Origin of the sequence: Parasphingorhabdus sp. DH2-15 (assembly GCF_051668705.1) — a bacterium.
Classification (GTDB): Bacteria; Pseudomonadota; Alphaproteobacteria; order Sphingomonadales; family Sphingomonadaceae; genus Alterisphingorhabdus.
On record NZ_CP196351.1, the window covers coordinates 1507767 to 1529664 of the forward strand.

Annotated in this window: 17 protein-coding genes and 1 pseudogene; 10 read left to right on the plus strand and 8 right to left on the minus strand. The window is 54.2% G+C overall.

What is annotated here, in order from left to right; translation table 11 throughout:
- Nucleotides 1–74 precede the first annotated feature (74 nt).
- Genes ACR9YC_RS07025 through ACR9YC_RS07045 form a run of 5 tightly spaced genes read left to right on the plus strand, consistent with a single transcriptional unit; the run spans nucleotide 75 to nucleotide 6193 of the window.
- Nucleotides 75–944, plus strand: coding sequence for a response regulator transcription factor (locus ACR9YC_RS07025; RefSeq protein ID WP_438725717.1), 870 nt, complete (start codon nucleotides 75–77; stop codon nucleotides 942–944).
- Nucleotides 919–2328 carry a sensor histidine kinase gene (locus ACR9YC_RS07030; protein WP_438725719.1) on the plus strand — a complete coding sequence of 470 codons (1410 nt, stop codon included), beginning with the start codon at nucleotides 919–921 and terminating at the stop codon, nucleotides 2326–2328. The genes ACR9YC_RS07025 and ACR9YC_RS07030 overlap by 26 nt, the downstream gene beginning before the upstream one ends.
- On the plus strand, nucleotides 2325–3755 hold the full coding sequence (locus ACR9YC_RS07035) for a hypothetical protein (protein ID WP_438725721.1): 1431 nt from the start codon (nucleotides 2325–2327) through the stop codon (nucleotides 3753–3755). The genes ACR9YC_RS07030 and ACR9YC_RS07035 overlap by 4 nt, the downstream gene beginning before the upstream one ends.
- Nucleotides 3745–4401 carry a hypothetical protein gene (locus ACR9YC_RS07040; RefSeq protein WP_438725723.1) on the plus strand — a complete coding sequence of 219 codons (657 nt, stop codon included), beginning with the start codon at nucleotides 3745–3747 and terminating at the stop codon, nucleotides 4399–4401. Before ACR9YC_RS07035 ends, ACR9YC_RS07040 begins: the two co-directional genes overlap by 11 nt.
- Nucleotides 4385–6193, plus strand: a complete 1809-nt coding sequence (locus tag ACR9YC_RS07045) for a caspase family protein (protein WP_438725725.1) — start codon at nucleotides 4385–4387, stop codon at nucleotides 6191–6193. The genes ACR9YC_RS07040 and ACR9YC_RS07045 overlap by 17 nt, the downstream gene beginning before the upstream one ends.
- Here ACR9YC_RS07045 and ACR9YC_RS07050 read toward each other — a convergent pair.
- Genes ACR9YC_RS07050 through ACR9YC_RS07065 form a run of 4 tightly spaced genes read right to left on the minus strand, consistent with a single transcriptional unit; the run spans nucleotide 6157 to nucleotide 11153 of the window.
- Nucleotides 6157–8550 (minus strand): efflux RND transporter permease subunit, encoded by a 2394-nt coding sequence (locus ACR9YC_RS07050; protein ID WP_438725727.1) that lies wholly within the window; start codon nucleotides 8548–8550, stop codon nucleotides 6157–6159. The two genes, ACR9YC_RS07045 and ACR9YC_RS07050, sit on opposite strands and share 37 nt — an antisense overlap.
- Entirely contained in the window at nucleotides 8547–9866 is a 1320-nt protein-coding gene (locus tag ACR9YC_RS07055; RefSeq protein WP_438725729.1) for a cytochrome P450, read from the minus strand. Before ACR9YC_RS07055 ends, ACR9YC_RS07050 begins: the two co-directional genes overlap by 4 nt.
- Nucleotides 9863–10327 carry a hypothetical protein gene (locus ACR9YC_RS07060; protein ID WP_438725731.1) on the minus strand — a complete coding sequence of 155 codons (465 nt, stop codon included), beginning with the start codon at nucleotides 10325–10327 and terminating at the stop codon, nucleotides 9863–9865. The genes ACR9YC_RS07055 and ACR9YC_RS07060 overlap by 4 nt, the downstream gene beginning before the upstream one ends.
- Nucleotides 10308–11153 carry a hypothetical protein gene (locus tag ACR9YC_RS07065; protein WP_438725733.1) on the minus strand — a complete coding sequence of 282 codons (846 nt, stop codon included), beginning with the start codon at nucleotides 11151–11153 and terminating at the stop codon, nucleotides 10308–10310. Before ACR9YC_RS07065 ends, ACR9YC_RS07060 begins: the two co-directional genes overlap by 20 nt.
- A gap of 207 nt (nucleotides 11154–11360) precedes the next feature.
- Between ACR9YC_RS07065 and ACR9YC_RS07070 the strand changes: the two genes are divergently transcribed.
- The 4 genes from ACR9YC_RS07070 to ACR9YC_RS07085 are packed head-to-tail and all read left to right on the plus strand — an operon-like array spanning nucleotide 11361 to nucleotide 14583.
- The gene (locus tag ACR9YC_RS07070; protein ID WP_438725735.1) at nucleotides 11361–12062 is read left to right on the plus strand and encodes a hypothetical protein; all 702 of its coding nucleotides are present in this window, start codon (nucleotides 11361–11363) and stop codon (nucleotides 12060–12062) included.
- Nucleotides 12063–12104: 42 nt separating this feature from the next.
- A complete protein-coding gene (locus ACR9YC_RS07075) occupies nucleotides 12105–12983 on the plus strand; it encodes a hypothetical protein (protein ID WP_438725737.1) in 879 nt (292 codons plus the stop codon).
- Nucleotides 12984–12985: 2 nt separating this feature from the next.
- Complete coding sequence (locus ACR9YC_RS07080; RefSeq protein ID WP_438725739.1) at nucleotides 12986–14074, plus strand: hypothetical protein; 1089 nt, start codon at nucleotides 12986–12988, stop codon at nucleotides 14072–14074.
- An 8-nt stretch (nucleotides 14075–14082) separates the two neighbouring features.
- Nucleotides 14083–14583, plus strand: a complete 501-nt coding sequence (locus ACR9YC_RS07085) for a hypothetical protein (protein WP_438725741.1) — start codon at nucleotides 14083–14085, stop codon at nucleotides 14581–14583.
- A gap of 226 nt (nucleotides 14584–14809) precedes the next feature.
- Here the strand turns inward: ACR9YC_RS07085 and ACR9YC_RS07090 are convergent.
- From ACR9YC_RS07090 to ACR9YC_RS07105, 4 genes and pseudogenes are all read right to left on the minus strand, one after another.
- A pseudogene (locus ACR9YC_RS07090) lies at nucleotides 14810–16160 on the minus strand (IS3 family transposase).
- 17 nt (nucleotides 16161–16177) lie between these two features.
- A complete protein-coding gene (locus ACR9YC_RS07095; protein ID WP_438725743.1) occupies nucleotides 16178–17023 on the minus strand; it encodes a hypothetical protein in 846 nt (281 codons plus the stop codon).
- 75 nt (nucleotides 17024–17098) lie between these two features.
- Entirely contained in the window at nucleotides 17099–17686 is a 588-nt protein-coding gene (locus ACR9YC_RS07100) for a Calx-beta domain-containing protein (RefSeq protein WP_438731683.1), read from the minus strand.
- Between the two features lie 107 nt (nucleotides 17687–17793).
- Nucleotides 17794–18222 carry a hypothetical protein gene (locus ACR9YC_RS07105; RefSeq protein WP_438725745.1) on the minus strand — a complete coding sequence of 143 codons (429 nt, stop codon included), beginning with the start codon at nucleotides 18220–18222 and terminating at the stop codon, nucleotides 17794–17796.
- Nucleotides 18223–18661: 439 nt separating this feature from the next.
- Here ACR9YC_RS07105 and cas9 point away from each other — a divergent pair, with 439 nt between their 5' ends.
- Nucleotides 18662–21853, plus strand: coding sequence for a type II CRISPR RNA-guided endonuclease Cas9 (gene cas9 / locus ACR9YC_RS07110; protein WP_438725746.1), 3192 nt, complete (start codon nucleotides 18662–18664; stop codon nucleotides 21851–21853).
- The last annotated feature ends 45 nt before the right edge of the window (nucleotides 21854–21898 follow it).

Genomic DNA, 21898 nt, shown 5'->3' on the forward strand with positions numbered 1-21898 from the left:
GTAACGGTCAGGTACAGAGCTTTTGTGTTCACGATGTTATGCGATAGACTTTAGCGATGGAAAAGGTGCAAGACATGGCGCTGCAAAATGCAGCAGATAGGCATGATGACGGCGAAACCGATCTGCTGAACCAGATTGCCGAGCGCCTGCGCAAACGGTTCGAAGGCCGGTCCGCCCTTATCGTCGAAGATGAAATCGGCGAGGACATACAAAATGCAATGAGCGAATCGGGCTTTGCGAATGTCCAGCATGTTCGCACGATCGCTGGCGCCATGGACCTGCTTGTCCGCGAACCCTTTGATGTTATCGTGCTGGATCGCGGCCTTCCTGATGGCGACGGCATTGCCATAGTCAAAGTGCTGCGCAGCGGCGGGGCTCGAGTACGCAGTGCTGCCAATACGCCCTGTCTTGTCTATTCCATGCTTGATCGCACGCACGACAAGGTGACGGGTTTGCTTGACGGTGCGAGCGACTATTTGGCCAAGAGCGGAGGGGAAGCAGAGCTGCTTGCCCGGCTTGCTGCGTGCTTGCCCCGGAATGATGCCCATAGCGGCGCCAGCGAGATGGAAACGGATGTCTTCTCCATCTTTCCTATAGAGGTTGATGAAGCGGCAATGGTGGTCTCACTTAATGGTGACCTATTGCCATTGACAACCCTGGAGGCGGCCGTCTTCGTGGAAATTTGGCGTGCCGCCGGGCAGCCAGTATCGAAAACCGCATTATGGGAACGCTGCTGGATGGATCATGCTGGATGGACCCATTTTTCTCCCCGCTGGGAAAATTGCATGGAAAAAGCGATTTCGCGGCTGCGGCTCAAAATCCGCACACATTGTACTTTTCTGCCGGCAAGTCATTTGCCACTGATTGTGACATGGCGGGCCACCGGTTTTGCGATGCGCAATCTTGCCGGACTGGCCGATGCGAACATCAGTGCCACAGGCTGAGCGCGCAACCCCGGCGCGCCGCGCTCAGTCTTTTCGGCGGTTCTGGCCTTTTGTGCTTATTGCCTGCCTAGCGATTGTGATTATTGGCGCTATTGCCACATGGTCTGCAGTGGAGAATGCCAAATCGGTTGCCCTTGCACAGGCTCAGCGCGACGCTTTGCAAATGGTGGGATGGATTGGGGAGGTGGAACCGAGACTGCGAACAGATGAAAGCCTAGTGCTGGGCGGTTTGATTGCGCTGCGCAATGCAGGAAAGGAAGACTGCCCGATGCTTCCCGACGGACAGATGCTTATTCGCATCAGCACTTTGGATAACCGTACCGTAGGCACGCCGGGCTGGTCACCCGATCTCTCAAACCCTGATGCGTTTCTGGAAGGTATTGTACCTGCAAGCGCATGCACTGGCACTGGCACCCATTATATTGGCGTGGTTCAGCAGATCGATCAGGTTACAATTGTTGCCGGGCGCACTTACCGTCCGGTATTGGGTGGCGTAACCTTTTGGCTTTCTGTAGCCGCTGTGTCGGTTGCGGTGTTATTCGCAATGGCCTTGCTGGCCCTGTATATGCAGCGTCGGCAGCAATATGAATTTCAAATGCTCGCCGCGCAGATTGATAAGATGGGCAAAGGCAGTCTTTCACGGCTCAGTGCCACCAGCGCCAACCCCGAAGTCCAAAGCGTTGTCGATCTGGTTAATCGCTTTGCCGCGCGCATAGCCGTGGTGCATGAGAATATGCGCCGACTTCAGGGTTTTGTGACCCATGACATAGGCAATCCGCTGCTGGTCGCAGAACGCTTGTTAGAGCGCGATAAGCACGCTTTGGGTGATGGAGGCAAAGGCGCGCTGGAGCAGCTAAGGCTGGCCGACAAAAGGCGGCGTGATGCGCTAGAACTCATCACTGCCAGCACACAGTCCGATCCTTCTGAACGCGCCATTGTGCGCCCCCGTCAGCGCATCAAAAGTCTTATCGATACGATGTTCACTTACCTTGCCGAGGATCGCAATCTCAGTTTGCATTTAGAGGGCGATGTTGGCGCGGTTGCTGCCGTGCCTGAACAGTTTGATCGGATGATTGAAAATGTTCTTCTGAACGCAGTGCAACATGCTGATGAGGGCAGTATGATTGTGATTGCGCTTGTTCCTGAAGGTTCAGAGGCGCTGATCGAGATCCGCAATGCAGGCAAAGGCGTTTCGGTTGCGATGCTGGAACGGATCTTTGATGAGGGTGTTCGTGATGCCCGGCCCGAAATAGGCCATGGTATCGGACTTGCAATTACGCGGGCTGTCGCACAGTCTTGCGAGGGAACAGTGCGTGGGCGTAACACGCAAGATGGCTTTGCTGTAGAGATACGCCTTCCGCACATTGATGGAGATGAGGAATGAAGCAATTATCGACAAAGGCAAGCCTGTTGCTCATGATCGCGCTTGCTACTGATCTGGCCGTAATGGCGCCGGCAATTGCGGACGTTGGAACAGCAGACGCAGCACACCCTGGGAACTTGGTCTGTGATCGCGCGCCGCTTTCATCAGAAAATCCTGCGCCAACAGGTTACGATAATCAAGACTATGAAAAAGTGATGAAACCCATATTCACCGCCTATGCAGCGCAAGGTGAAGCGGTTGCGGACGCCATGCTAACCAAACAGCTTGCGCAATGGGCAGAATTAAAGGGAGCGCAGTCGGTAGAATATGGGCGCACTTTATATGAAATGGGCCGAGTGGACCTGCTGCATGATCGCGACAAGGAAGCCATTGCCCATTTCTCTGACGCACTGGCGATTTATAAGGCCAATCCGGATACGCCAGCGTGGTTAATCGCGTTGGCTTATGGTGACCGCTCAAGTTCTTATCACGGGCTTTATCAGCTTGCATCAGCTGAAAAGGATGCGCTGGCCGGTGTTGATATTGTGCAGCGATATCCCGTGCATGTCGATCGCGCCGTTATCAATGCGCATGGATATCTTGCTGCGGTTTATCAGGCGATGCACCGCAAGACAGAAGCGATAGTGCATTATCGCAAAGCATTATCCTGCGCACTGCTTTCTGATCAGGTTAGCCCGGTATTTGCTGCAAAACATGTGTCCAGCATAGCAGATATGATTACGCATGAATCTAATCTTTCTCTAACAAGCATTGCCCTAATTGATGAAACCTTAATGCGTTTGCGCGCATCGAAAGAGCGCACGCCTCGAGCAGAAATCTCGCTGCTTGCCAGCAAGGCCACGGCGCTTTCAAAGCTGGGGAAAGACGAAGAGGCTCTCGCGACAAGTTTGCGGGCCATCCAAATGTCTGACGAATGGCTAAGCCTTCTGAAAACGCCGGAGGCTTCAGACATTATCGATAATGCCATTCAACGCCATAATCTTGCGCACACATATTCACAGTTGGGCCGCCATATCGAAGCGCATGAGCAGTTGGTTAAAATGGCGAATACTCTTGGCACCATACTGCCTGATCACGATCGCGTTCGTATTTTTATGGACCGCCGCCGCGCGCTCAATCTTATTGCTATTGGCAAGGTAGAAGAAGGCGAGGCCATGCTGGTTGAGCGGTATCGCCAATTTGCTGCGACGGTGCCGCCCACAGAATTGCGCTTAATTGCGTGGCAGTCTGATCTGGGCAATCGCGCGCTCGATGCGGGACGCACGCAGGAGGCGCTTGAGTATTTTCAGCTTGCGGCCCAGGGCATTGAGGCGCGGATCGCTGAGCGGCGTATTGATACAGTGGTGTCGGAACGCGAATGGGAGGGCCAGCGAGAGGTCTATCTTGGTATTGTAAAAGCATCGGCAAAGTTAGCCAATGCGTCATAAAATCATTGTCTTGATATTGGCCGGCCTGCTTGGCTGGGCAACCGCCGCTCAACCTGTAGAGAGCAAAAACACGGCATGTGGCGACACAGCGTGCACATTGGATAGAGCGGTAACCATCCACCGTCTGATACGCCTTGGCCGCGCCGAGGATGATGCCGGGGCGTTGCTGGAAGCGGCGCGACTGGCGCAGCGTTACGATGTTGCGCTGGCAATGGGTCAGGGCGCGGACAATCTAACAATCACGCCGAGGGAGACTGCGCGCCTCTTGCTGCAGGACGCGTTGGACATCGCCCGCAAACAAGCGGATATTGCATTGCAACGCCGCATCCGAAACGCTTTGGCCAATGCCGATAAAGGCATTACGCCTTACGCTTTGGTGCGAATTTTCGATCTGGGGCCAAACGCGCAAATCCGCCTCAACGCGACCGCTGAGGGCGGTGCGCCTGCTATTCTGGGCGCAACCAGCGACGGCGGATTGGAGATAAAGCTCACAGTTCACAAAGCCGGACAGAGCGCCGCCGCGTGCAAGCGCAGCGGATCGCTCCACCTGCTATGCTCTTTGGATGTAGCGCAAGATACGGATCTGGTGATCCAACTGAACAATATCAGCCGATATTCAGGCACCGCTTATGTTGTCAGTAATTAGATCGCTTGCGCAAATCTGGTTGCTGTTTTCAGCAGCGTTACTGATTGCAGGCAATGATGCGCAGGCCGAAGACCATGCGCTGATTGTTGGTGTATCGCAATATACGGAACCATCTTTGCCAGACCTTGAGGGGGCGGCGAATGATGCGCGCTTATTTGCCGATCTTGCGCGCAAGCGCGGTATCGCAGAAGCGCGGCTGCGGGTGCTATCACATGCAACAAACACCCCCACGGCGCAGGCTATTCAAGACGCCTTTGAACAGCTGATCACTGCGGTAAGCGCGGGCGATAAAGTGCTTATCGTGCTGTCAGGCCACGGCATCGCCTATCGTGATCGCGGCGCCTTGTCAGAGGATGATGGCCTAACCGAAGCATTTCTGGCCGCTGACGCCCGACAACAGCGCGATACCGGCTTATGGCGCGGCGCGATTGCTGATGATATGCTGAGCATGTGGCTGAAAGCACTGGCGGCCAAGGGTGCGCAGGTTCTTCTGGTCGCAGATTTCTGTGAAAGCGGCGGCGTGCTGCGTTCTGGCTCCTATAAAGCAGGGCGCGCGCGGTCCCCGCGCTTGGCAAAGCTCTTATCCTCTCCAACGGGCAGGGAGACAGGGATTTCCGCGCTGCTCGCGTCACCTCAAGGGCAGGCCGCGCGGCAAGGCTTGGGGCCGCCATGGTTGCCACTTGAACGACAGTCCGCTTATGGTTTGTTGAGCCTCTATACCGCTCTTGCATTAGAGCAGCCGGGCCTCTTTACAATGGGGGCGGTGGCGGATTGGGTGGCGGCGCGCATGGCGCAGCATTCGGCCAGCCCAGCCGCGATCTTTATCGGCGATCGCGCGCAGCCTGTTTTTTTGGATTCCGCATCTTTCAAGGCTTCGCACAAGGTTGAAGAAGGGCCGCAGCCGGCCCGCTGGTTAGCGCAGATTGCGCCAACAGCCGCGCAGCAGCAATCCCCTGACAGTATTGAGGTGCAGGCTGGTGCTCTTGCTGGCCTGTTTGATGGCGCGCGCGCGCGGCTCATCGATTTTGGTCCGCAAGGTGCGCATACAATATTGACTGGGCGGATCGCTAAGACGGGCATTCTCTCTGCGCACTTTATAGCTGAAATGCCTGTGTCCGCATACAGCGTGGCCGATCCGCGGTGGAGCGATGTCCGGCGCGCCGATGGCAGCCGGGCGCTGGATGGCGGGATTTTTTTTGTTGAGCTGACCGGAGCAGAACCTGCCACTGCCCCCCATGACCGGCATGATGCAATGCTTGCGGCCGCGCGGTGGGCCAGCCAGATGTCGCTTGCCGGTCTTTTGCTGGAGAGCGCATCCATCGCCCCTCCCCTTAAAACCACTGCAACGCACCGTTCCGGCAGCCCGATATGCCAACAGCCCGGCACTGCGGCTATCAATGCCGCGCGCCGCCAGCTTCTCCCGATAGAAAATACACGCTTTGCCGCGCCCCATTGTTCTGGTCTGGTGCTGCGCGTCACTAACCGCTCTGCCGATGACAGGCTTGTTCAGCTCGCTGCTTTCGGGCCTGACGGTACGGTGTTGCTATTGCCTGATCCGGGCGCTGATTACCATTTGCTAGCGCCAGGGGAGGCGGTTGAATTTGCCTATCAACTCACCGAATTGGGCGTAGAGGAGTTTTTTGCACTCAGCATAGATGCCGACTATCCGATGGCAGAGCGACGATTATTGCGAACCATCACTCCCTTACGATCGAGCAGCGGCCCACCGCCGCGTGTGGCTGCAGCCGGCGGCCTTCAGGCTGTGTCTTTGACGGTCAAAGTCGGCGGATAGGCTGTCCGCAGCAGCAATGGCGATAGCAACAGGTCGCAAAGCAAGGCCATGGCCAAGGTAATCGCGATCAGTGCAGATTTCTGTGCACTGAGCAGGAAGTCAGAAAATGCCAGCGTGCCAAAGCCCGCGACCAGTACAAGCGTTGTGGTCATAAGCACGGGGCCGTTTAGCCGCATCACACCGGCAATAGCTTGTTCCTGATCTCGCCCCTCCGCACGCTCACGGCGGTATTTCAGAAAGACATGCAGCGTATCATCCACCACCAGACCTAGCGTTACAGCCACCACGGCGACCAGTGCCAGATTGGCCTCTCCCACTGCCCAGCCCCACCAGCCGAACGCCAGCACAATGGGCAGTATATTGGGGATCATCGCGACCGCCCCTGATCGCAATGTGCCGGTCGCAAAAGCCATAGCAATAAACACAATTGCCAGTGTCATCGCCGTACCCAGCGCTAGCCCTTTGAAATTGGCATCCGACAGCTTAGCAAAGGCAAGGCCGATCCCGCCAATGCGAAAATCGCTCTGCGGAAAATGTGATTGCGCAATAAAATTGGCCCGCTCGGCGAGATTAATCGCAGCACGGTCATCCGCGCTGTCAACATCGGCCTGCCCGATTAAAAAGTCAGTCCTGCCATTATCGGGCACCGTCATCAGCCCCTGACGGGCCAGCGCGAAGCTGGTGATGGGGCGCACATCTTCGCCTAATTGCTCGGCTGCTTGTGCGGAAAGGGCAAATCGCTGTGATCCGTCAGGGATAGCCGCCATGGCATTGTGTACGCTGCCTGCAGTTAGCCAGCGTTCTACGCCAGCAATGGTTTGTAATTCTCGGTCAAATGCAGCATGCTTATTGCGGCGAATATGGCCCGGCTGCTGCTCTTTGCTCTGTCCAGCATTGGCCAGCGATGGTGTGAACAATTCTGCATCATCCTGTTCCAAACGCTGCGCATACATAAAGCCCTGCAATCCATAATACTGATCTTCAAGCGCCGTCATGGCAAGCGCAAAGCCCGTATCAGGTGCAAACCAGCGTTGCATTCGGTCGCCCAATTGCAATTGCGCTAGTCCCGGTATTGCGATGGCCAGTGCCAAGACCGTCGCCAGCACAACCCCCTTGCCGCGCCGTAGCGACCATGCCCCCAAACGCTCGCTAAATGGCGCAAAGCGGGCAGCCAAACCGGGGCGAGAAGGAATCAACCATGCCAATAAGGCGGGCAGGATCATCAGGCTGACAAAAAACGCGGCGATGGCACCGATGGCGACCGTCATGCCCAGACCACGGATCGCCGCAGAAGCGCTGAACAATAGCGCCAGATAGCCCGCTGCATCTGTTAAACTTGTCGCCAATATGGGCCAGAAATTGCGGTCGATGCTCTCTACGGCCGCCTGCTGCCGGTCCAGCCCGCTCTGGCGCTTCAATGTGCCGGTGGCAATGAGGTGCAATGTGTCCAATGCTGCCAGCGTGGCCACCAGCAAGAGCCCCGATGCCGACAGAATGGTGATGGAAATGCCCAGATAGCCGATCAGCCCCAGAGTTACAGCCAGCGTTACCGATACCACCAACAGCACGGCCCCAACTGCGGCAATGCTGCGCAGTAACAGCCATGTAATGATGGACACAAGTGTCAGAGCGATGGGCGCAAGCCATCGGGCATCATCGCGCAGAACGTCCTGCGATGTGCGGGCAAACATTGCAGGGCCAGTAAGTTCCAGCGTATCATCCGCTCGGAACCGGTCCAGATCGGCACGGATTTGCACCAGACCCGTTTCTATTTCCGACAGCTGCGCCAGTCTTGCCTTTTCGTCCGCTGACAGCTCCACCACCAAGGTGATTAACGCGCCAGACCCATCGCGCGCAATCGTGCGCCCGGCAAACAACTCGCTTGAAAGCAGCTCGCCGCGCAAGCGATCAAGATCATTCTGGTCGGTGAGCCGTAAACCCCCGGCCAGCGTTACCTCACGCCAAGCGGAGGGATCGCTATGTCGGCCGTCCAAAGCCACTGGCTTGCGCTGGTCAAAAAGCGTGCTGGCGGTACGGACATGGGGCAGTTCACGCGCTGCGGCGGCAATTATACCGAATTGGATCATTGAGTCCGGTGTAAAAAGCGAGCCATCTGCGGGCCTGTAAATCAGTGCCAGTGTCTCACCCTGGCCATAGCGGCGCTCTATCAGCCAGTCCGACAAAGCTAGGTCAGCATTGTCTTCGCCCAGAAAGGCGCGGTAATCACTTTGTGATTGAATATGGGTCATGCCAGCAGCACATATCAGCGCCAAAACCACGCCTGCGGCAAAAATACTCCATCGCCATTGCATCAGGACGCGGGCCAGCCGCTGTGAGAAGATCGGCGCGCGTTTCATGAGCCTGGCCACGCAATGCGCTGATCGGGCAGCAACACAAACATCCCGCGCTCACGTACCGGCCGGGGACATGGCGTGGGTATAAGGCCGTCAACAAAAAGCGCGTGCGCGCCCTCTAGCAACACCCGCATTGATAGAGCAGAGCCGATGCAATGGCGCTGACCGCCACCAAAAGGCAAATACCGGTTTCGGTCATGCTGCGTACCGGAAAATCGGGCTGGATCAAAGTGTTCCGGATTGCGCCACAGGCGTTTGTGGCGGTGGATCAGATAGGGCGAAAGAAGCACAAACGTCCCCCGTCTTACGGCATGTGCGCCCAACACACCATTTCGCAAAACCTCGCGCGTTGCGAAGGGGAAGGGCGGATAAAGGCGCATGATTTCCCGCAATGACGCCATGGTGAAGGGCATTGATCGCGGCCTGATATCCTCAGCATTGGTTGCTTGCGCTTCTGTGTGCAGACGATTGTGAAGAGCTGCGTTCGTGCTTGCAACAATGGCGAGCCACACCAAGGCAAGCGCAGTTGGGTAAAAGCCTATCAGCATACTCACCACGAAATCACGCACTGGAACCCCTTTCTTTTCCAGCCTTTGTGTCAGCCCAATGCGCCGCCCCTCAATCTCTATCAAGCTATCAAATGCGTGCGTTCTATGCGCAGCTTGCGCGGGAAGCGGCACGATATCTGCTAATGTCAGGCTTTGCCGCGGCATAATAAAGGCGTCTACGGCAGTGACAAAATCCTCGACCGGAAGGGTATCAATCGCCTTGGTACCGCGTTGGAATAACAGGTCGATAAAGCGGGTAAGGCATGCTTTTTTCAGTGTTGCGAACACATCGTCCGATGGCTGGGACAGGATCGCGCGAAGCTCTTTGGCAAAGGCTCCTATTTCCTGCGCCTCCTGCATTTTGCTCATTGCCTCGGTGAGCAGCGCCTGCCCGCAATCGCGTTGACGCTGCCACGGGATCCCGCTTGCAGCAATCATCCCGTCACCAATTGCGGGGCGAAAGCGGCGCACTTGCATCGGGGTTATATTCAACAACTGACCATCCGCGCGAAACACATCGCGCACGGTATCAGGCGCGCTTGGAAAAAGCACATGGCGATGCGCAATCCGGCGCATAACATCATGCCTTTCAAAGCATTCTGCGGGCAGCGCAGAAACAGGATCGCGCGCCATGGCTTTCAAGAATTTCAGGCCAAACATGCCCCAGTCATGGCCAGCTGCGGGGGCCGGGACACCGGGATTGGTGCTTGAACAGGACGCGGTCAAAGAATGCGAAGAAGAGCGCAGACTAGCCCCCCTATTACTGGTCATTTCATGCGCTCGACACGCCAAATAGTGTTGCGACTGAAATCGAAAATCCTGTTTCTTTCAGGAAGCCGCGCCTGATATTCAGGATCAGTCTGCATCGCGGTCATCGACTGCTGGCTGGGGAATGTGTAAACGAAAATGAAATCCGGTATCTGCGCGCCCGCGCCGCCCTTCGCAATGCCCGTAACCATGACATTAACCTGAAGATCGACATTGTGCCGGGCGGCCACTGTGCGTGCCCAAGAGATAAAACTGCGGGCTTCGTCAATGGAGCTGGTATCGTGATTGACCCATTGAAATTCAACAAAATGCAGCGGTTGTACAGCAATGTCCTGTTGAGCGGATGTGGCCGCCTCCGGCGATTTTGCCAATGCTATTGCGCTTGTTGACCCCGCCCCCAGAGTTATCAGCATTGACAGTGCATATAGTGGCAAGCGGCGCAGATTAGGCATTATTAAACTCATTTTCCAGGAAGACATCATAATTGCCCAGCGGATCGCGACACTGATAGGTCAGCAGGTTCTCTTTGCCGTCTTCCACGTCGTCAAAATTTCCATCGGACCGAATACAGGTCATTTTCGCAAAAACCGCTTTGCTTGTGTCACGCTCTACAAATTCGGGACGTGAGGTGGCGGCATAGTCGGCAAGTGCATTTTGGTCGACATAGCCCGCAACCTCACCGTTTAATTCAACCAGTGCCCGGCCAGTGCCATAATGGCCCATCACAAACACTTTCGTCTTTTTCTTCTCAATGGTCCCTATCTGTGCCCCGCCTATTGGCGCATCCATAATGGGCACACGCTTTTCGCGGGTCCGCTGCCATTTGGCGATGGTGGACATGTCAGTTTCAGAAAAATTGACCGCCGCATTTGCCAATGGCAGATCGAGTTCAACCCGCGGCCCAACAACCACCGAACCTTCCACAGTCCCGGTCACGCCGCCCTCAAGCACAACGGTTAAAGGCTCCCCTATCTTTAGGGATTCCTCCGACGCACGGGCAAGACATTCCTGATTATCGCGCGCCGCTTGTTCGATGTTGGCCCGGGTAATCACGCCATCAATGACTGCACCGCCAATTATTACAGTTTGCGCGATTTCAACCGCTTTTGGATCACATTTTATAAATGAACAGGCAGCTCGTGCGGCTATATTTAAACCTGCACCTATCTTGCTTGGCTTCACCACTTTCATCTTGCTGCAGTCATATGTTTGCCGTTCCGATTGCGCGGCGGCGGCGGTTGAGACAGTGCCCAACATCAGCGCTGCTATGGTTAATTTAGAAAAATGCATATTTCTCCCCTGCATGGCTCGGATCTCCTCATTCCTTTGTCCGCTCTTTGCCTAAAAGAATTGCGCCGTCAGACGCCAGCACACTTTCCTGACAGACCCTGACGCGGCGGGCTGCTTCCATTGCCTATCCGGCCTTGCGTTGGGCATAAGGTGGTTGAGCCAGACCGGCGTCATCATTCCCGATTGCGGTCATCACAGGAGGAAGTTTTGGTCCAAAAAGTCTTAACTTATGCAGTAATCGCGGCGCTTACGGTAACGCCGCTGACATGGGCCGCGCCCCGCCAGACGGTGGCGGCGGCCAATGCTGATAGAGCTGATTACCAAAGCGCAGAACGACAGGCCCGTGCCTTCCTGCTGGAACTGCTCGCAGCAAAGCCAGACAAGCGACTAATGATTGCAGAGCGCGAACAGGCCCGCACGAAAAAAGGGGCCAAGCTGGATACACGGATCATGCGCATCATCGCCACAGGTGCTGTGGCACGCCGCATATCGTCACGTCAGTCTATTCGCCGTGGCTATCCTGGCGCCATGAGGAGTGAGATCGATACCCTGATGGAGAGCAACGCCAATCTTTCATGGGTGCGCACATTGGATGCGCTTTGGCATTTTGAAGTGTTGCGCCGCGCGGGAGGATTTGGCGGTGCGATTATAGGGGCCAGCAAGTCCAAAGGGCTGGATTCTGCGCGTTATGTTGTTGCCGCTAATGATTTTGATGATGGGCTGGGCCTGGCCATTGCCTCTGGTCTGGCCGGGCATGATGCGCGCCAACACAAAGCATTGATAAAGACCGCATTGCAACCCGCTCTAAAAAGCAAAAACACCGTCATCCGCAAAGCCGCCAGCACCTTGAACAAGCTGATGGGGGAGGATTACGGCGCCGCTGCACAATATGCCCGCGCCCTGATCTAACGCAATCATTCTCTTACAACCCATCCGAAAGGATTATTCCCGATGATCACATTCCCGCACATGGCCACCTCTGTTGCATTGGCAGCATTACTTGCTTTGGTTCCGCAAAGCGCCTTTGCGCAGGGCAGACCCTATTACAGCAAAGGCGTCCTTAAGGGTTATCTGGTCGGCAAATGCTCCAAAAAAGTCGATTTCAAAATTATCGGTCCTGAGCGCCGGTTTTTCACCTCGCAAAACCCCGATGTGCGCCCGCTGGTCATCGGGCTAACCCAATTGATGCGTCAGGAGTGCCCAAGGATGGAGCGGGTCCGCATTCAAGGCTATGTTGGAGAGGATGTTGTGTATTCGGCAGTGGCGGAAAAAGCGGGGCAATGGACCTTTTTTGTTGTCCCGCCGGGCAAGGAATACGCCCGGCGCGGGGCCGGCATTGGGCTCGCCAATAAGCTCGGCAATCTGCGCCAGCGCAACACGCTTATGCCGGCTGCAGAACTCTCTCGGCGGGCGCAGCGCGGCGAGAGGTTGTGTGTGGATCCCCAAAATGGCACCTGCACATATGAATTGTCATTCCAGAATTTCGGCGCAAGCGGCGGGATCATCACAACCCGCTATGACGTCAACGGCAGCGCGCAGGCCTTGACCAGCTCGCGCAGTACAGTGCGCGGCGGAGACGCTTTCTGCTCAGATCCGGCCAAGGCCTCTATCGAAGTGCGCGGCGGCAATCTTTCGCAGGCCGGCCGCGGGGAGCTCGCCGGTTCTTTAGCCGAGCAGAGCCGCAGCCTGAGTGCGCCCGTTTGTAATGTCATTATGACCCGTGGCAACCGGTTCGTAATTGCCGGGATTGATGGCACAGGTGCTGAACTGGGTGAGGTTACCGCCGCCGCCTTTATTTCCAGGCCGGCCGTATTGCGGCGGCGTGACTGACGATGAATAGACGCTTTTCTCTATTGTCCGGTGTCGCGGGGCTGGCTGTGCTGTTTTTTGCTGTGCCCGCGTCTGCACAATCACCAGAAATGGTGCTGAATACGGTGCGGGCTAATGCCTGCCCCGCAATTGGCGAGGCGCCTACAATTAGCGCGCTCGATGATACCAACACCCGCAACCGGCTGATAGCAGGTAATGGCAAACTCATAAGTGAACTCGGCGCAAAAATTGGGACGGCGCGCCGGTCTGTCCAGCAGCTAATTGAGCGTCAACAACGATCAGGCATAGACTCGCGCAAGCAAATTTCCCTTACTCAAGGCCAAATTTCAGCTGCGCAAAACAGGTTGACAGTGGCATTGGGGTTTTGGGTTTTGGCGCGCTGGTATGACTATCGCATATTGCCTGATACCATTGTTGCAGGGCGCCCTCATCCGCTAACAGACATCGCCAAACAGCTGGCTGTGCTGGACACAATTGGGAGCCAGGCAGGTGACCCACGAGTGACGCAAATGGTGGAGCTGTACCGTCAATGCGCAACTGAAGCGGCGATAGAGTATCTGGACATAGCGCAGTCTTTACAGCTGGCCCAGCGATCACAATCTGTTGCCGCGGTGGACAGTCTCTCGCGGATGCTGCTGCCTACCCTTGGCTCCGCGGCTGAAGCGAGGCTGCGCCGGCATCCCGTGTTCCGCGAATTGTCCGCGCGAAGACTGGCCGTGAGATCACCGCCTCGCTCACAACCTGTTCAGACGCCGCAGCGGTCCGCAGCAGCCGATCGCTGCACCCTTGCCAAGACCCGGGCCCAGCGCAGCCTGCCGATGGTGCGACAATTCTTAAACGCACTGCAAAAACGTCAATTACGCGGCACGCGCTTTCTCGCCGCCAATGCAGAATTGACCGGTGGGGGGCGCTCAATACGGGGCCGTGACAAAATTATTGCCCAATTCTCAAGCTTTGGCGGCTCCGGCTCAATCGCTGCGCCCACTGTATCGGGCTGCGGTCAGATCACGGCGCGCTATTCGGGCCGTCGAAGCGGCACGATCCAGTTGCGCGTTTCGAACAATAAAATCCAATCCATCACCATTACATGAGGGCTATTATGCACATCAACAAATCTTACACATCGTTTCTGCTCGGCATTATCTTGGCAACTGGTCTTATCCATACCCCCCGGGTCAATGCCAAGAAAGGCACCTGGGTTAGCAGGGAATCGGTAATCAGTAGCGACACCACCCGGCCGCAACTGATTTTCGCCCTGCAGGCCGGCAATTGGGAAGAGGCAAATGCTTTGGGGCGGCAAGGATCGTTCTTCGGCATCCGCGGTGTGCTGGAGCAACGCAATTTTCTCAAAACCCATTTGCGCGCCATGCGCTTTATGTGTCCAGCGCTTGCAGAAGTCGCTCCGCCCAGTTTCGCAGAAGGTAATGCTGTCGAATTTTCGGGCAACCGAAACCGAGGTACTGCCCGGTATAGCTGGAGAAACGCTGCTGAGCGTAACGCTGTACTTGATGCAGAAGTTCTGGTGCAGGAAGTGGGTTGCGGCGCGCTGCCCGGCTATGCAGGCAATGTGTATCATTATCTGCGCGGACAGACTGACTAGCCCTTAACTACGCGTTCAGTGACGTGCGGCGAGAGTCCAAGGGGCTGGTTTTGGGATAGGCTAAGAATAAGGATATTGAGCGATAATGTACGCTCACCAAAGCAACTTGGCAACACCATTCGCTGCTCCCGCAAGCAGCGCGGCTTGACCCTGTCCGTCGTAAGAACATTTGGCACTAAAGACTACGTAAATTAACGAAGCATTGGTTCCATCTGGTTGATTGATACTAAGCGGCAAGCTTGCGGTGTTGCAAGCGCCGATGTTCGATGGTTTGCTTTTTGATCCTTTCTCGTTGATTGATGATGGCGATTGCTCTGCCGAAGTAGGCATCGGCAGGCGTAACGTTGCTGAGGCTTTCGTGATAACGCCGATGGTTATATTGCTCCACGAACGTTTCGATCTGGGCTTCCATATCCCCTAGCAGGAAGTAGTTTTCCAGCAGGATGCGGTTCTTCAAGGTCTGGTGCCAGCGTTCGATCTTGCCCTGTGTCTGCGGATGGAAGGGTGCGCCGCGCACATGGCTCACCTACTGTGCTTCGATATATTCCGCCAACTCGCCTGCAATATAGCTAGGGCCATTATCTGATAGCAGGCGCGGCTTGTGCTTCACATGCGCTGACACGCATCCCGATGCTTCCAATGCGAAATCCAGCGTCTCGGTGACATCCTCTGCCCGCATGGTGCTGCACAGCTTCCACGCAATGATGTAGCGCGAGCAATCGTTGAGCACGGTGGATAAATACATCCAGCCCCAGCCAATAATCTTGAAGTAGGTAAAGTCCGTCTGCCACATCTCGTTGGGGCGCAGGGTCGGTGTGTGGAGGCGATCAGCAGCCTTGATCACTACATAGGCGGGGCTGGTGATCAGGTCATGGGCCTTCAGAAGTCTGTAAACCGTGGCTTCTAACACGAAGTAACACTGCTGGCCGGTGAACGTCACCGCCAGTTCGCGTGGGCTGTGTTCCGAGCGTTCCAGCGCCAGATCGATGATCTGGTCGTGTATCTTCTTTGGGATACGGTTCCACACCCGGCTTGGAGCCGATGGCCGGTAAGCCAGTGCTTCAGGCCCGCCTTCCAGATACCGATCATACCAGCGGTAAGAGGTTCGGCGCGCTATGCCCAACTTATCCAGCGTCTTGCGCGCTGACAGATGCGATTGCTCGACGATCCCGATGATCTCGAGCTTCTCTGATGCCGGATATCTCATGCGTCGTCGTCCCCATCCGCGATCATGCTTTTTTTGAGCAGACGGTTTTCCAATGTCAAATCAGCAACGCATTCCTTCAACGCGCCAGCTTCACGGCGCAGGTCTTTTACCTCATCCGATGTGGCAGCACGCGCCGTGTCGCCAGCAAGTCGGCGATTGCCCGCTTCCATAAACTCCTTCGACCAGGTGTAATACAGGCTCTGCGCTATGCCCTCCCTGCGGCACAGCTCGGCAATACTGTCATCGCCGCGCAGACCGTCGATCACGATGCGTATCTTGTCTTCGGCAGAGAAATGCCGACGGGTCGCACGCGTATGCCCTTGACCACCCGCTCTGCCGACATTTTAGCGCTTGAGTGTTTTGGTTTCATGCTTCGTTCCTTCGTCACTAAGATGAAACCAAAACACTCCTTAATTCACAACGTAAATTTGGTGACATAGATGCTGACGGGGAACAAACAACATCACCTTTTGCGTTCGTAATTGATGTAAGTCTACCGGCATTAAAGCCGTAAATAGCCGTCAATTTTGATCCAGCGCAATTGGAAGTTATATTTATATTATGTACCGCTAGGTTGTAACCGCATACCACTACATTATCATTCGAGTAATCCAACACGACTGCATAACCACGGTTGCTTTTTACCTGCTTAAGCCGTCCTGACGAATCATAATGATTGGTAACAACATGACCGTCTGGTGTTTCTGTGCTGACTAGCACTCTATCACGAGGATTAAGTGCAGGGTGTTGATCGAAACGGTATAGAGTACCATTTTTGTAAGTAAGTAAGTGTTGATTGCCAGAAGCGACCATCTTCCACCCTGTAGTGGATGAATCCAAAGGGAAAAAATCTCCGGATGATGGAATGTTAAATATCACCTGCTGTCGGCCAATCTGTATTATTTGCCTATTACTAAATCCTTGCCCAATGGTGCCCGATTGAAAATTCCAACTCCGTCCATGAAGGGACGTCGCGAAAACCATCAAAGGTCGTTGCCCACCTCCTGGCGAAGTATACTTGACATAATGGTCAACCACTAGAGGTCCAATTGAAAACTCTGCACCTTCTTTTACAAACCTACCGGTCTGCAAATCGACACCAAGTGGCGACATGGTATCAATATTGGGGAATGATTGCCGCTCATCTTGGGCATGAGCATTGTAGGGAATTAAAAAAATTCCCAAGATAGAGAAAATCGCAACAATAACTTTACGCCCTATATGGTTCATCATGATTGTCCCTCAAATATGTTTCAGCCTGGAAGGTTGGTTGCGTTGCGCAGCACGGCGTAGTGTGTTTGATTTAGATCAGCAGGTATCACCAAAGGCGCGCACATTGATGGTTAGCGTGCCTGTATCTGTTGCACCCAGCGTATCCTGCACTTGATAAGTAACAGTATAATTTGTTCTTGATGCAACATTGGGCGCGGTTATCTGAACGCGCGTCGCAGTTTTGCTTGGGTCCGGGTGGTGGTCTGTAAAAGCCGCGCCATCACCAGAGAGTGAACCTTGCACGACACTAAGCGGGGTATTGCCATCCTGATCTGTATCATTGGCTACAAGATTGATTTCTCTCACAGTGCAACGCGGAGCAATAAGCAGATCATCACTGGCAACCGGCGGTGTATTGCCACTATCATTATCACTGATATTGGCCGTAGCTTGCATATCTGTAATTCCCGCGCCGCCTGATGTACCGTTCAGGTTGATATAAAATGTCTCTTGGCCCTCTGCTTCGCTATCATCAATGGTGGCTATACTGATTTGTATTTCGTTTACATCAGGCGCAAATACAGCCGTTCCATCGGCCACGCCATAATCAGCAGCACCCTCGGTTGAACCATCGCTTGTATACCAGTTAACGCTATATGTTCCGCTAACATCGCCGGTCTTCACTATCGTAAAGACCGCAGCTTCACCTTCAACCAATCCAATATTGCTAACACTAAAGGAAGGCGGGGTCTCAGCATCCGGGGCAGGGGGAGCACTGCCAACACCGCCAGTTACGCCGCCATCTGAGCCCGATCCATTGGAACCGGTAACATCATAATCTGTACGGTTGCCCGCAGCATCATAACCAATTTGCGTGGTAACACCTTCATTGACTGTGCCTGATTTACGCACCTCGACCAATCGGCCGAGCCTTTTTGTGTCAGCTGCAAAATAAAGGCTTCAGCCGCTGTAACCCTGCGTGTGCGCCCATCTTCCCTTATGGTCACCACCGATGGATAGTCCCATATATTGGTTCTGTAACGGCCATGCTTGCCAAGTTCGACATTGTTGATATGCGGCGCATCACCAACCTTATACACAAACACCATCTCGTGCTTTAAGCGGTATAGCGGCCCCATGCCTGCATTGCTCTCGTTCCACACGCATATATTAAGCGACTCAGAATAGACCTCGTCGGTAGAACCGGTCACATCTTCCATGTGCCGACAGTCCATGCAAACATGATGGATAGCCGCAATCTGGTTTATCTGCTTCTTCGAGTGAGTAAGCGCATTGCGAGGGTAAGAGCGGAAACTTGTGACCTACCTATAGATCACAGAAAGCGGACGTTTGGAAGCGTGAACTGACGTGCTTAGTTCGACACTCACATAAAGGACAATACCAACATAATAAGAAAATGCAGCCTTGGCAAAGCAAGCACTTGTGGAGAAAGTGGGCGCGGGTGCAATAGACAAAGAGAAATGTGATGGATGTTTAGATCAAATGAAAAACAGGGGCCGTAGCCCCTGCCTTATTTGGTGCAATTCAGATTGCTTGTTAACAACCAGACCTGCGATTTCTGAAGTGTTCTTATAACTCAAATAAAATCCTAGTCAAGTTCAACAAAGGTATTTAATATGAAATAGAGGGAGTATTTATATGACAACATCACTTGGTCTCGACATTGGCACGAACTCCATTGGATGGGCGCTTTACGATGGCGATAGTATCCGCGATATTGGCGTGCGGATATTCTCTGATGGGCGCGACCCGAAATCAGGCGCTTCTTTGGCAGTGGATCGGCGTGATGCGCGGGCGACGCGGCGGCGGCGGGACCGGTATCTGGGCCGCAGAAAGGCTCTGCTTAAAGAGCTGGTGAAATGCGGGCTGATGCCTGCTGATAAGGGTGCCGCCAAAAGACTGGAAGATGAAGATCCTTATGTGCTGCGCGTAAAAGCGCTGGACCATCCTGTCACCCCATATGAACTTGGCCGGGCGCTGTTTCATTTGAATCAGCGCCGCGGATTTAAGTCAAACCGCAAAGCCGACCGAACATCAGGCGCGGGTGAAGATGGCAAAATTGCCAGCGGTACCAAAGCATTGGACCTTGCTATGGAAGAGTCCGGTGCGCGCACATTGGGGGAGTTTCTGTTGCAGCGTGAAGTCAAGCGCGTGCGAATGCGGCCTGATGCGGATGGTTATGATTTCTACCCTGATCGCAAACATTATGAGGAAGAATTTGCCGCCATTTGGGCAGCGCAAACGGCGCACCATGCTGCATTGCTAACGGATGAAGCACGTGATGCTGTTCACCGCATCATTTTCTTTCAACGCCCCTTAAAGGCGCAGACTGTTGGCCATTGCACCTTTGCAGGATGGAATGGTGTGCCAGAGGATGCGCCGCGCATTACCAAGGCACATCCACTTTTCCAGCAACGGCGATTATATGAAGAGGTAAACCAGTTACGTATCGTAAAAGCGGGTGCGAGCGACCGATTACTTACCAAGGATGAACGGGATATACTGATCCTAAAATTACAGGATAAGAAAAAGGTCACCTTTAAGTCCTTAGCGAAAGCGATCACATTAGATGATGGAGAGCGGTTCAATAAAGAGAGCGAAAACCGCAAAGACCTAATAGGCGATGAAGTCCGCGCCGAAATGCAGCAAAAGAAATTATTTGGTACGCGCTGGCTGCATTTCGATTTGGATGAGCAATGGACGATTATTGATCGACTGTTGAATGAGGAAAATACAGAGGCGCTGCTCGTCTGGCTTACGACGCGTTATAATCTTGACAATGAAACCGCCTTGGCGATTGCCAATGCACGTCTGCCGGAAGGCTATGGCCGTTTTGGTGAAATGGCGACGCGTGCACTGCTCGCCGAATTGCAAGATGATGTGGTTACCTATGCCGAGGCGGCAAAGCGAGCAGGCTTTCACCATAGCGATCATCGCAGTGGGGAAATATATGACCAGTTGCCATATTATGGTGAGATACTGGCCCGCGATATTGCGCCGGGCAAAGAGGACTATGCCGATAATGATGAGCGGCGCTTTGGCAAGATCACTAACCCCACTGTGCACATTGGCATGAACCAGCTGCGCAAGCTGATCAATGGCATCATCAAGGTGCATGGACTGCCTGATAATATTTATGTTGAGCTGGCCCGCGAATTAAAGCTTAACGATAAACAAAAGGCGCTACATAATAAGCGGATCAAACAGACCACCGCAGATGCCGTTCGCCGCGGTCAATTTCTGCAAGGCATGGGCCAGCGTGACAATGGCGCAAACCGCATGTTAATGCGCTTATGGGAAGATCTAAACCCCGCCAATGCGCTTGATCGGCGCTGCCCTTATTGCGGTGAACAGATCAGCGCCGAAATGCTAATGAATGGTTCTGCAGATATTGACCATATCATCCCCTATTCGCTCTGCCTTGATGATGGGGCGGGCAATAAGGTTATGGCCCACAGCCATTGTAACCGGCAAAAAGGAAATAAAACCCCATGGGGACGTTGGGGTGGTACTGATCGCTGGGGCATCATTCAGGACCAGGTTGCGCGGCTGCATAAATCAAAACAATGGCGCTTTGGGCCTGATGCCATGGAACGGGTGGAAAAAGATGGCGGCTTTATCGCTCGGCAATTAACAGACACCCAATATCTCTCACGTATGGCCGCAAAATATTTACATAGTCTTTACCCTGAAAAAGGGGAGCGCCATGTCTATGCAGTAACAGGCCAGATGACGGCAATGCTGCGGCGGCTATGGGGTCTGAATGAACTGCTGCCCGATCATAATTATGTTGAAAACCAGCATAGCAACGCCGCAAAAAACCGGCTTGACCATCGCCATCACGCCATTGATGCGGCTGTTGTAGGGGCCACCAATCCAGCGATGATTGCCAAAATTGCCAAAGCAGCGGGCCGTGCGGAGGAGCAAAATCTGGATAAATTATTTGATAAGCTACCGATGCCATGGGAGAGTTTCCGCGACGATCTGCGCGGCGCCTTAGTGGCCACCACCGTTAGCCATAAGGCCGACCATGGCCGCAAGGGCCGCCCGCGCAAAGACCGCGATGTTACCAGCGGACAACTGCATAATGATACCGCTTATGGGTTTACTGGGCGCACCAATAAGACAGGCGCCCCAATAGTGGTTACACGCAAGCCATTGCTTAGCCTGAAACCCGGCGACCTTACCAACCCGGAACGCATGACCGATCATGATCTACAGGACAGGCTTTATAGGGCTACACAGGGCCTAAGTGGCAAAGATTTTGAAAAGGCGCTGGTGATGTTTAGCCAAGCCCACACGCCCTATAAAGGTATCCGCCGCGTGCGCTTGTGCGAACCACTCAATATCATTCCAGTGCGGGATAAACAGGGCAACGCCTATAAGGGGTATAAAGGGGACGCAAATGCCCGTTTTGATGTGTGGCGGTTGCCGAACGGCAAATGGGTTAGCAAGTGGAAAGACCGTGAGGGTATGGAGCATAGCGGCGTAATTTCCATGTTTGATATGCACCAACGTGATCGTGATGAACCCAAACCCCATCCCGCGGCAAGGCGTGTGCTCAGCCTGCGGCAAAACGATCTTATAGCGGTGGAACGCAATGGGGGCACACGCGAAATAATGCGAGTGGTGAAGTTTTCTGGAAGCGGGCAGATAACGTTTGCTGCCGATAACGAAGCAGGGGCGCTTAAAGCACGTGATGCTGAGCCTAAAGATATTGACCCATTCAAATATTTTTATTCATCAGCAAGTGGTCTGCAAAAAGTCAAAGCGCGCCAAATTAGGTTAGACGAATTGGGTCGAATATTTGATCCCGGACCTCGTGATTAGTTTACGTTAACTATCAATTATTGCCTTAATGCTATCTTTATTAAG

Coding starts and splice junctions, on each gene's coding strand:
- ACR9YC_RS07080 (WP_438725739.1), top strand. CDS start 12,986: ATGAATAGACGCTTTTCTCTATTGTCCGGTGTCGCGGGGCTGGCTGTG.
- ACR9YC_RS07045 (WP_438725725.1), top strand. CDS start 4,385: ATGTTGTCAGTAATTAGATCGCTTGCGCAAATCTGGTTGCTGTTTTCA.
- ACR9YC_RS07025 (WP_438725717.1), top strand. CDS start 75: ATGGCGCTGCAAAATGCAGCAGATAGGCATGATGACGGCGAAACCGAT.
- ACR9YC_RS07085 (WP_438725741.1), top strand. CDS start 14,083: ATGCACATCAACAAATCTTACACATCGTTTCTGCTCGGCATTATCTTG.
- ACR9YC_RS07075 (WP_438725737.1), top strand. CDS start 12,105: ATGATCACATTCCCGCACATGGCCACCTCTGTTGCATTGGCAGCATTA.
- ACR9YC_RS07030 (WP_438725719.1), top strand. CDS start 919: ATGCGAACATCAGTGCCACAGGCTGAGCGCGCAACCCCGGCGCGCCGC.
- ACR9YC_RS07040 (WP_438725723.1), top strand. CDS start 3,745: ATGCGTCATAAAATCATTGTCTTGATATTGGCCGGCCTGCTTGGCTGG.
- ACR9YC_RS07055 (WP_438725729.1), bottom strand. CDS start 9,866: ATGACCAGTAATAGGGGGGCTAGTCTGCGCTCTTCTTCGCATTCTTTG.
- ACR9YC_RS07105 (WP_438725745.1), bottom strand. CDS start 18,222: ATGGAAGATGTGACCGGTTCTACCGACGAGGTCTATTCTGAGTCGCTT.
- ACR9YC_RS07035 (WP_438725721.1), top strand. CDS start 2,325: ATGAAGCAATTATCGACAAAGGCAAGCCTGTTGCTCATGATCGCGCTT.
- ACR9YC_RS07065 (WP_438725733.1), bottom strand. CDS start 11,153: ATGCATTTTTCTAAATTAACCATAGCAGCGCTGATGTTGGGCACTGTC.
- ACR9YC_RS07060 (WP_438725731.1), bottom strand. CDS start 10,327: ATGAGTTTAATAATGCCTAATCTGCGCCGCTTGCCACTATATGCACTG.
- cas9 (WP_438725746.1), top strand. CDS start 18,662: ATGACAACATCACTTGGTCTCGACATTGGCACGAACTCCATTGGATGG.
- ACR9YC_RS07095 (WP_438725743.1), bottom strand. CDS start 17,023: ATGATGAACCATATAGGGCGTAAAGTTATTGTTGCGATTTTCTCTATC.
- ACR9YC_RS07050 (WP_438725727.1), bottom strand. CDS start 8,550: ATGAAACGCGCGCCGATCTTCTCACAGCGGCTGGCCCGCGTCCTGATG.